Genomic DNA, 6,689 nt, shown 5'->3' on the forward strand with positions numbered 1-6,689 from the left:
CATGTCCTCAATTCGTCGAGCCATTGGCGAGCAGACGGTCCAGCCGGCCCTCCGCCTCCAGTTCATGGAGATCGTCACAGCCGCCGACATGCGTGCCGCCGATGAATATCTGCGGAAAGGTCGAGCGGCCATTCGCACGGGAAATCATTTCCCGGCGCAGTTCCGGCGAGAAGGAGGCGTCGTGCTCGGTGTAGGCGACGCCCTTGCGCTCGAGCAGCCGCTTGGCCGCCGTGCAGTAGCCGCACATCATCCGTGTATAGATCGTCACGTCGACCATCGGTCAGCAATCCTGCCTTTCTTCAATCTATATAGTCGCGGACTCGTCGGCCCGAAAGTCCCCCGGCAGCACGCGCGCAAAGGTCAGCACGTCGACCGTCCCGGCACCGCCCTTCTTCAGCGCCTTGGCGACCGCGCGGACAGTGGCGCCGGTGGTATAGACGTCGTCGATCAAGAGCACCCGGCGGCCGGCGATCTCGATCTCGGCCTCCTCCGGCACTCTGAATGCGGCACGCACATTCTCCTCCCGTTCACGTCGCTCCAGCCCGACCTGCTGGCGGGTGAGCTTGACGCGCCTGACAGCGGAGGGCGCAAAAGGCAGGCCGCCAAGCTGCGATACCGCCCTTGCCAGTTCGGCCGACTGGTTGAACTGGCGCCTGAAAAAACGCCGCCAGTGCAGCGGCACCGGCACGACCACATCGGCCTCAGCAACCAGTTCTGCACCGGCGCGCAGCATCCAGCGCGCCATCCACGGCGCCAGATCGGTGCGATCCTGGTATTTCAACCCCTGCACCATCTGGCGGGCGACACCGGAGTAAGCGACCGCCGCCCGTGCGCGCTCGAACGGCGGCGGGTCGGCGATCGCCTCGGCCGACAGGAACCCCTCGCCCATGTGATGGATGAACGGCGTGCCCATCACCGGGCACCATGGCCGCTCCAGGAGCCTGAGCTTCGGCCAGCAGGCGCCGCACAGCACGCCGGGCTGCGAGACATGCCGTCGGCAGCCGGCGCAAACCGGCGGAAACAGGATGCGCGCCGGCCAGTCCAGTGCCTTTCGGACAATACTCCTGATCTCAATACGCTTGATCTCTGGCATCGGATCGGCCACGTGGTTGGTCCTCCGCCACCCTATATCAGAGGGCGGAAACCAGGAACCGTCAGTTGCAACCTATTGTCGATACCTCTCTCTGGCTGGCGCACAAGCGCCGGGCGCTCGCCCGTCCGGCTCCCGGCGCGGATTTCCTGATGCGGCGGGCGGCCGAGGAGCTTGCCGAGCGGCTGGGCGCCGTCGAGCGCAAATTTGACAGAGCGGCCGTGCTGTTTTGCCAGACGCTGGCGGCGGTCGACGTGCTCGCGACAAGCGGCAAGGTGGCGGACATCATACGCGTAGAGGCGGACGCTGCGTTCCTGGACAATGCAGCAGGACTGGTGGCGCCGCTGGAGACCGTGCCGTTCGAGCCGGAAAGCCTCGACCTCGCCGTGTCTCTTTTGTCGCTTCAGGCAATGAACGACATTCCCGGCATGCTGGTGCAGATCCGCCGCGCGCTGAAGCCCGATGGTCTTTTCCTCGGCGCTTTTGCCGGCGCCGGTACGCTTTCCGAACTGCGTGAAAGCCTGCTCGCCGCCGAGACCGAGCTTTACGGCGGCGCCAGCCCGCGCGCCATCCCGTTCACCGACGTGCGCGACGCCGGCGCGCTTTTGCAACGCGCCGGCCTGGCCTTGCCCGTCGCCGACGTTGAGACGGTGACGGTGCGCTACGATTCCCTGTTCGGCCTGATGGCGGATTTGCGGGTGATGGGCGAGACCAGCGTGCTCGTCGACCGCAGCAGGCGACCGGGCACACGAAAGTTGTTTGCCCGCGCCGCCGAAATCTACGCCGAGCGATTTTCGGATGCCGATGGTCGCGTCAGGGCGAGTTTTCCGATCGTCTGGCTGTCAGGCTGGGCGCCCGATGCCTCGCAGCAAAAGCCACTGAAGCCGGGCTCGGCGAAAATATCGCTGAAGACAATACTGGAAAACCCCGGCGGGCGTTGACCGGATTTCTGTCGACGGACTTTTGTGGGATGCTGGTGGCCGGTCGCGATCACTGCGCGAAAGCGTTTACAAGCTTGCTGGAATTGTCGCTGAACAGCCACGCCAATGCGTCAGCGGCTTGGCCGATGCCGCCTATGATGGTGAGCGACAGCACGGTCACGATCAGCCCATATTCGATGGCCGTCGCGCCGGTCTCGTCTTTCAAAAATCGTTGCAGCAATGTTCTCATGGCCGTCGATCCCGCTTGCCGGAACCCTAGCGCCGACCTGTTAAGAAAGGTTAACGGCACAGGCTTAACAGGCGATGAAACGGCTGCTTTAAACCATGTCAGCAGTCGCCGCTGCGCCTGCCATTGTCGCGTATCACGCAGACCGAACTGGGCAGCGGCTGCAGCACGCTCCTACGCAGCGTGTAGGTCCCACGATGGCCGATCGAGCCCGTGTTTCCAATCGAGCCCGTGTTTCCAATCGAGCCTGTGCTCCCGACCGATCCTGGGCTCCCAATCGATCCTGTGCTCATTCCATCGAGGCCGCCGGCAAAATGATCGCGGGCGGGCTGCAATCGCGTCCGGCTGTCGAGCAAGGGCGTCGCGATCAAGGCCAGCGCCACCGCGGCCGAGCCGAACAAAAGCGTGATCCGCAATATGCCCATGCCGGCATGGACAGCGAAGCTGCGGTCGGGTCGGATCGAATCCCAGTCCCTGTCGAGGCTCATGCAACCGCCCTCCGAAGGCCTGAACACGGCCTTCCTTCGATTTCCATGCCGTCAATTTTTCACGGCAAGATAAATCTTCCATTAACGTTGTCTAAGTCTCGGACAGCACAATCACAGAAGATCGATGAGGAACTGGATCAGCGGCGCGTCGGCCGGCGGCATCGGAAAATCGCGCATCTGACGCGGCCGCACCCATTTGAGCACCTGCCCCTCCTTCGGCTGCGCGATGCCGCGGAAGCGACGGCAGACGAACAGCGGCATCAGCAGGTGAAAATCATCGTAGGAATGGCTGGCGAAGGTGAACGGCGCCAGGCAGGGAATGTCGGTCTCGATGCCGATCTCCTCGTACAACTCCCGGATGAGGCATTCTTCCGGCGTCTCGCCGGGCTCGACTTTGCCGCCCGGAAACTCCCACAGGCCGGCGAGCTGCTTGCCTTCGGGCCGCTGCGCCAGAAGCACGCGGCCGTCGGTATCGACCAGCGCGCAGGCTGCGACCAGGAGCAGGCGTTTGCCGACAGGGTTCACGCCGGTCATGCGCCGGGTGGCCGGCGATAGTGGTAACGATAGACTTCGTCGAACCCGAGCGAACGATAAAGCGCCAGCGCCGGCGCATTGTCGGCCTCGACCTGCAGCCAGGCTTCCCGGGCGCCGCGCAGCCGTGCCCATTTCAGCGCCGACAGGATGAGGTGGCGGCCATGGCCCTGGTTGCGTACCGATCTGTCGGTGGCGATCTCGAACAGTCCGGCAAGATCGCCATCGTGGACGCAGATCAGCGTCGCCAGCGGTTCGGTGCCCTTTTCGAGCGCGAACAGCCCGGCTTCCGGCTGGATGGCGCCGATGATCTCCGACAGGCCCGGCCGCAGCGACACATCCGAGCCGCTCACCTTGAGCAACGCGCCGATGAAGCGGCTGATGTCCTTCAGCGGGATTTGGTCCATGGCGGCGTCGAGCTGGGCGTCTGCCAGCGGCAGCCGCATGACCAGCGATTCGTCGAATGTGCTCCAGCCTTCGCCGTCGAGATGTTTGGAAAGGACCGGCCCCGACAGCGGCGATATGCGAAAGGTCAACGGCCGGCCATAGGCGTCGAAACGGCGGCTGGCGCGGCCGATGCGCTCGGCAATGTGCTGGATGTCGCCCGGATCGAGCGGGTTGACCGAATTCAGCCGCTTGGCCGGATGACCCGCCGTCAGCCGCACCACCCAAGTGCCGTCATAATGGACGGCCGCCGCGGGCCAGGCGCGAAAGCCGGCCGCCTCGTAGCGGCGCACGATGGCAAGCACGCTTGCCGGATGTCTGGAAACCAACGCCATCAGCTCCGATAATCGCCGTTGATGGCGACATACTCCTTGGTGAGGTCGCAAGTCCACACCGTCGCCTTGCCGCGGCCGATGCCGATATCGGCATGGATGCGGATCTCGTCGCGCTTCATGTAGGCCGATGTCGCCTCCTCTGAGTAGGCGGCGTCTCGCTCGCCCTCATGCGCCAGCCTGATGTCGCCGAACCAGATCGACAAAAGGTCGCGGTCGGCCGGTTCGCCGGCCTTGCCGATGGCCATGACGACGCGGCCCCAATTGGCGTCCTCGCCGGCGACCGCCGTCTTGACCAGCGGCGAATTGGCGATCGACAGCGCGATGCGCTTGGCCGAGCGCGCCGATTTCGCGCCGGTGACGGTGACCTCAACCTGTTTTCGCGCGCCCTCGCCGTCGCGCACCACTTGCAGCGCCAGCGATTTCAGCACTTTGCCGAGCGCGCGGCGAAAGGCGCCGAGGCGCGCATCCCCGGCATCGGTGATATCAGGCGCGCCGCGCCTGGATGCCGTGCCGGTGGCGAACATCAGCAGCGTGTCGCTGGTCGAGGTGTCGCTGTCGACGGTGACCGCATTGAAGGTCTTGGCCGTGCCGCGCGACAAAAGATTCTGCAGCACGGGGGCTGCGATCGGCGCATCGGTGGCGATGAAGGAGAGCATCGTCGCCATGTCGGGCGCGATCATGCCGGCGCCCTTGGCAATGCCGTTGATGGTGACATCAGCATCGCCGAGCTTCACCGTCGCGGTCGCCAGTTTCGGATAGGTGTCCGTGGTCATGATCGCTTTGGCGGCTTCGGTCCACAGGTCCGGCCTGCCGTCCTTGACCAGTCCGGCGAGCAGATGGCTGAACTTGCCGGCATCCAGCGGCTCGCCGATGACGCCGGTCGAGGCCAGAAACACCTCGTCCGGCGTGCAGCCGGCAGCCTTGGCTGCAGCCTCGCCGGTCATTGCCGTGGAAGCTCGGCCCTTGCTGCCGGTGAAGGCATTGGCGTTGCCGGAATTGACGACCAGGACGCGCGCCTTGCCCTGCGCAAGATTCTGCCGGCAGAAATCGACCGGCGCCGACGGGCATTTCGACTTGGTGAACACGCCGGCGACCGTGGTGCCGGCATCGAAGACCATGGTAAGCAGGTCGGTGCGATTCTTGTACTTTATCCAGGCCTCGGCGGTGGCGATGCGGACGCCCTCGATGTCAGGCATTTTAGGATATTTTTTCGGCGCGAGCGGCGAAATCGTGGCTGACATGAAGACCTCGGGCGGGAAAATCGCAAGGGAACGCCGGTTTGCCCGATAGCGGGCGCTGGTGCAAGGGCGTTTTCCCGACCGTTGCGGACCACACCGAACTGCCCGCACCACGCTTCCTTTATTGGGCAGGATTGAGGAACCTCCGGAACATCTTCTGCACGCCCGGAATGATGCCCCAGATCATGATCGCGACCATCAGCGGGGCGATGACCAGCGTGCGCTGCCAGATCTCCCATTCTTCGGTCAGCGGGAACACGACGTAGAGGATGGCGGTGATCAGCGGATAGGCGCCGGCAAGCACCAGCAGGGCAAAGCGGAGGCGCGAGAAGCGGGCGGCGGTCGAGGTCATTGGCTCTCTCCTTATCGTTACGAAACGTTCCGTTATATGAAACGGGCCGTTCCGTTTCGTCAAGAGGTCGTATATGCATGCTGAGGAAAACTTGCCGATAAGGAAAAAAGCAGATGGGTGAGGACGCAGACCGGGCCCGCAAATCAACGGGCGCACGGCGCAACCCCGACAGCGCCGACGCCATTCTCGACGCCGCCGAGGCGGTGCTGGTCGAGGCCGGTTATTCCGGCTTCTCGATCGAAGCGGTGGCGCGGCGGGCGCGTGCGGGAAAGCCTACGATCTATCGCTGGTGGCCGAGCAAGGCCGCTTTGCTGTTCGACGTCTATCAGCGGCTAAAGCGCGTCGAGAACCCCGACACCGGAAACCTCGAGGATGATCTCGTCGGCTTCCTGAAGAACCTGTTCTCGCACTGGCATGACACATCGTCAGGCAGCGTCTTCAGATCGCTGATCGCTGAGGCGCAGTCGGATGCGACCGTAGCCGCCGTGCTGGTCGAATACACGAAAGGACGCCATGCCCATACCGGCCAGATGATCGAACGCGCCAAGGCAAGAGGCGAAGTGGCGGCCGACGTCGAATCCACGCTCGTCGCCGACCTGGTCGCCTCATTTGCCTGGACGCATCTTTTGACCAATCGCCTCGACGAAGATGAAACGACGCTGCGCAGGGCGGTTGGCTATGTGTTGAAGGGCATCGCTCCACCGGCGAACTCGCCGCCGGCGATCCGGCAGCGTTCAAGGCGTCGACGCATTGTAGGATAGGTAGAGAAAGTTCCCTCTTGCGGGGAGATGTCGGCGGGGGAAGGACCTCGGCCTTCATCCAGCTTGGGTTCCTCGCCCCACAAAAGTGGGGAGAGGTGGCTCGGCGAAGCCGAGACGGAGAGGGGGCCGCGCTCTACGAAGCCCCCTCTCCGGGGGGGGGGCGGGCCCCCCACCCCCCCCCCGCGGGGGGGGGGGGGCCCCCCCCCGGAAAAAAAAACCCCCCCCCAGAGGGGGAAACCCACCAACCCCCCCCCCCCCCCCCCCCCCCCCCGGCCCGGCGGCG

General features: G+C 64.6%; 10 protein-coding genes. 2 read left to right on the forward strand and 8 right to left on the reverse strand.

Annotated features, from left to right (window positions below; translation table 11 throughout):
- Positions 1-7: 7 nt before the first annotated feature.
- Positions 8-277 carry a glutaredoxin 3 gene (grxC, locus tag AC0L25_RS09645; RefSeq protein WP_292520437.1) on the reverse strand — a complete coding sequence of 90 codons (270 nt, stop codon included), beginning with the start codon at positions 275-277 and terminating at the stop codon, positions 8-10.
- Positions 278-304: 27 nt separating this feature from the next.
- Positions 305-1,105: a ComF family protein gene (locus AC0L25_RS09650; RefSeq protein ID WP_473595280.1), complete on the reverse strand. Its 801-nt coding sequence runs from the start codon at positions 1,103-1,105 to the stop codon at positions 305-307.
- Between the two features lie 53 nt (positions 1,106-1,158).
- Here AC0L25_RS09650 and AC0L25_RS09655 point away from each other — a divergent pair, with 53 nt between their 5' ends.
- Complete coding sequence (locus AC0L25_RS09655) at positions 1,159-2,031, forward strand: methyltransferase domain-containing protein (RefSeq protein ID WP_473595281.1); 873 nt, start codon at positions 1,159-1,161, stop codon at positions 2,029-2,031.
- Between the two features lie 49 nt (positions 2,032-2,080).
- On the opposite strand, the gene AC0L25_RS09660 is transcribed toward AC0L25_RS09655, so the two are convergent.
- The 6 genes from AC0L25_RS09660 to AC0L25_RS09685 all read right to left on the reverse strand — a co-directional run bounded on the left by AC0L25_RS09660 (position 2,081) and on the right by AC0L25_RS09685 (position 5,645).
- The gene (locus AC0L25_RS09660; protein WP_473595282.1) at positions 2,081-2,260 is read right to left on the reverse strand and encodes a Flp family type IVb pilin; all 180 of its coding nucleotides are present in this window, start codon (positions 2,258-2,260) and stop codon (positions 2,081-2,083) included.
- Between the two features lie 98 nt (positions 2,261-2,358).
- On the reverse strand, positions 2,359-2,745 hold the full coding sequence (locus AC0L25_RS09665; RefSeq protein WP_473595283.1) for a hypothetical protein: 387 nt from the start codon (positions 2,743-2,745) through the stop codon (positions 2,359-2,361).
- A gap of 111 nt (positions 2,746-2,856) precedes the next feature.
- Positions 2,857-3,279, reverse strand: a complete 423-nt coding sequence (locus tag AC0L25_RS09670) for a (deoxy)nucleoside triphosphate pyrophosphohydrolase (RefSeq protein WP_352955426.1) — start codon at positions 3,277-3,279, stop codon at positions 2,857-2,859.
- Positions 3,276-4,055 (reverse strand): GNAT family N-acetyltransferase, encoded by a 780-nt coding sequence (locus AC0L25_RS09675; RefSeq protein ID WP_473595284.1) that lies wholly within the window; start codon positions 4,053-4,055, stop codon positions 3,276-3,278. The genes AC0L25_RS09670 and AC0L25_RS09675 overlap by 4 nt, the downstream gene beginning before the upstream one ends.
- Entirely contained in the window at positions 4,055-5,296 is a 1,242-nt protein-coding gene (argJ, locus tag AC0L25_RS09680) for a bifunctional glutamate N-acetyltransferase/amino-acid acetyltransferase ArgJ (RefSeq protein WP_473595285.1), read from the reverse strand. Before argJ ends, AC0L25_RS09675 begins: the two co-directional genes overlap by 1 nt.
- A 118-nt stretch (positions 5,297-5,414) precedes the next feature.
- Positions 5,415-5,645: a hypothetical protein gene (locus tag AC0L25_RS09685; RefSeq protein WP_473595286.1), complete on the reverse strand. Its 231-nt coding sequence runs from the start codon at positions 5,643-5,645 to the stop codon at positions 5,415-5,417.
- A 113-nt stretch (positions 5,646-5,758) separates the two neighbouring features.
- Here AC0L25_RS09685 and AC0L25_RS09690 point away from each other — a divergent pair, with 113 nt between their 5' ends.
- Entirely contained in the window at positions 5,759-6,406 is a 648-nt protein-coding gene (locus AC0L25_RS09690; RefSeq protein ID WP_473595287.1) for a TetR/AcrR family transcriptional regulator, read from the forward strand.
- Positions 6,407-6,689: the final 283 nt, after the last annotated feature.

Source organism: Mesorhizobium sp. WSM4813, assembly GCF_055811555.1.